This is a genomic window from Neisseria sp. HMSC03D10, from assembly GCF_001807625.1.
In the GTDB taxonomy this organism is placed as follows: Bacteria; Pseudomonadota; Gammaproteobacteria; order Burkholderiales; family Neisseriaceae; genus Neisseria; species Neisseria mucosa.
In genome coordinates, this window is record NZ_KV789599.1 from 1 (window position 1) to 2,920 (window position 2,920).

Annotated in this window: 3 protein-coding genes and 1 pseudogene; all 4 read left to right on the top strand. The window is 51.8% G+C overall.

All coding sequences use genetic code 11. From position 1 onward, the window contains the following. Positions 1–172: 172 nt before the first annotated feature. Positions 173–382, top strand: coding sequence for a heavy-metal-associated domain-containing protein (locus tag HMPREF3066_RS10100; RefSeq protein WP_070442663.1), 210 nt, complete (start codon positions 173–175; stop codon positions 380–382). Between the two features lie 76 nt (positions 383–458). Continuing rightward, the gene (locus tag HMPREF3066_RS10105; RefSeq protein ID WP_070442666.1) at positions 459–1,988 is read left to right on the top strand and encodes an ABC transporter permease/substrate-binding protein; all 1,530 of its coding nucleotides are present in this window, start codon (positions 459–461) and stop codon (positions 1,986–1,988) included. 128 nt (positions 1,989–2,116) lie between these two features. Then, entirely contained in the window at positions 2,117–2,365 is a 249-nt protein-coding gene (locus HMPREF3066_RS10110) for a CsbD family protein (protein WP_003763541.1), read from the top strand. Positions 2,366–2,598: 233 nt separating this feature from the next. After that, positions 2,599–2,920 (top strand): annotated as a pseudogene (locus tag HMPREF3066_RS10115) (SAM-dependent methyltransferase); the annotation flags it as partial.

Below are 2,920 nucleotides of genomic sequence, written 5' to 3' on the forward strand. Positions count from 1 at the left end.
AAGTTGCACTTCAAATGCGAATCCGCCGACCTGCTTGACTTTTCCCCTACATTTGGGGTTATAGTTGATTGAACTTGAACTATGGCGCACTTCTCTGCCTTGTCCTGATTTTTGTTAATCCATCACATTTTATTGGCTTTTAGGCTCGATTCGTTTACAGAAAGGAAATCCTATGGAAACCCTTACCCTCAATATCGGCGGCATGACTTGCGGCGGCTGCGTGAAAAGCGTTACCCGTATTTTGGAAAACACGGAAGGCGTTGCCAAAGCCAAAGTCAGTTTGGAGAACAAAAATGCGGTCATTGAATTCGACCCTGCGAAAACCAATCCTGCCGCATTGATTGAGGCGGTGGAAGATGGGGGCTTTGACGCTGTCTTATAATCCTCCGAGGTCGTCTGAAAATGTTTCAGACGACCTTTTGCTGTAGTGAAGTTCTTTTTTGTTTGATTTGCACCTTATGCCCGATTTCCTTCCCGTCCCACCTGCCGAACTGTGGCAGGCGACGCTTGAACACCTCCGCCTCTCCCTGATTGCCCTGCTTTGCGCCGTCGCGCTTGCCGTACCGCTCGCCGTGTGGCTGGCGGACAAACGGCGTTGGGCGGAAGGTGTTTTGCAGGTAACCAATATCCTGCAAACCATTCCGTCCCTCGCCCTACTCGGCTTGCTAATTCCCTTTGTCGGCATCGGTTCGCCGCCGGTTTTGATTGCGCTGACGCTCTATGCCCTGTTGCCGATTTTTCAGAACACCTATCTCGGTTTGAGCCAAATCGATCCCGCCATCAAAGAAGCGCACACCGCGTTCGGCTTATCCCGTTGGCAGGCGTTGTGGCGCATTGAATTGCCGATGGCGCTGCCCGCCATGATTTCCGGCATCCGCACCGCGTCCGTATTGATTATTGGCACGGCAACACTCGCCGCGCTCATCGGCGCGGGCGGCTTGGGCAACCTGATTTTGCTTGGCATCGACCGCAACAACATGGCGATGACGTTTACCGGCGCGTTGCTGTCCGCCCTGCTCGCCGTACTGGTCAGCGGCGGCATCGGCATACTGCAAAAGTCGAAACACAAACTGCCGATTACCGCCGCCCTGCTTGCCATCCTTATCGCCATAGGTTTGGCACCGATTTTTCAAACGAACCCATCCGCACAAAAAATCACCATCGCAGGCAAACTCGGCAGCGAACCCGACATCCTCATCAATATGTACAAACAGTTGATTGAAGAAAATAATCCGCGCGCGCAAGTGATGCTCAAACCCAATTTCGGCAAAACCTCATTCCTGTTCAACGCCTTAAACAGCGGCGAAATCGACATCTACCCCGAATTTACCGGTACCGTCCTCGAAAGTCTGGTCAAAGTCCCTGTCGAAGAACAAAACCGCCGCCTTTCCCCCGAACAGACCTACCAAACCGCCAAAGACCTGCTTGCCAGACAACACCGGCTGACCTTTCTGCCGCCGATGGCATACCAAAACACCTACGCCCTCGCCGTCAGCCAGGACTACGCCGCCGTGCACAATCTGCACAAAATATCCGACCTCAAACGCGTGCAAAACCAAATCCGCGCCGGTTTTACCCTCGAATTTACCGACCGCGCCGACGGCTACAAAGGTTTGCAACAACACGGCATACAGTTTCGCCACCTCTCGACACTCGAACCCGCCCTGCGCTACACCGCCCTCCTAAACGGCAAAATCGACCTCGTCGAGGCCTATTCCACCGACAGCGACCTCAAACAATACCGCCTCGCCGTCCTTTCAGACGACATCGCCCTTTTTCCCTCCTACCAAGGCGCGCCGCTGATGAAAACCGAGTTTGCCGAACAGCATCCCGACATCGTGAACGCATTGAACAAACTGGCAGGCAGAATCAGCGAAGCCGAAATGACCGAAATGAACTACCGCGTGAAAGTAGGCGGAGAAAAACCGGCGGACGTGGCGCGGGATTATTTGCAGAAAAACGGTTTGATAAACGATAAGGGCAAATGATTCAGGTCGTCTGAAAAACGGTTTTCATTTTGTTGAAACAGATTTTCAGACGACCCCTCAAGTTGCAATAAGCTGTTGATTAGACTATAGTGGGTCCTCGATCAATATAAACATCAAGGAAATGAATCATGAGCGGCAAATTAGACCAAATCAGCGGTAATGTAAAAGAAAAAGCCGGAGAACTGTTAAACGACTCCAAACTCCAAGCAGAAGGCGTGATCCAACAAGGCATTGGCAAAGTCAAAGAAGTTGCCGCCGACATTGAGGAAAAAGCAAGCGACGTATTGAAAAAAGGCAAAGAAGAAGCAGGACATCTGGTTGACGAGGCAAAAGAAAAAGCCGAAAACCTGATTGACGACATCAAAAGCAAGTTCTAATCCCCTCTTGTATTAAACTATGTCAAAAGGCCGTTTGAAACACGATTTCAGACGGCCTTTATTTCAATCAACATAGCAACGGCGCAGCCACCCGAAAATCGCCTGTTCCCCATCCACTCAAGCTTTCAGACGACCCCGCCGGATAAATCGGACAGATGAATCCAATGCTTTAACGGTTTTGCCGAATCCTGACCTGAAATACGCATCGCTCAACCCTCAACAGGAGAAGCACCATGCCTTCCGCCAAACTCATCCAAAAACTCAAACCCGCCCTGCAAAACCCGCTTCCGCCCGAACAAGACGGCATCCTGTTGTGCCTCGACTCCGACAACGTAACGGGCGACAACGCCAAATACATGAACATGTACAACCGCCTAGCCCGTTGGTACGACTTCGGCGAACGCTGGATAGCCCGCCTCAGATACGGCAACAGCATCAACGAAATGCGGCGCAGCCTGATGAACGAACCGGAATGGCGGCAGGACTGCAGTGCGCTCTATGTCTCCATCGGCACAGGTGTCGATTTAGAACGTGTTCATTGTCTCAGCCTCTGCT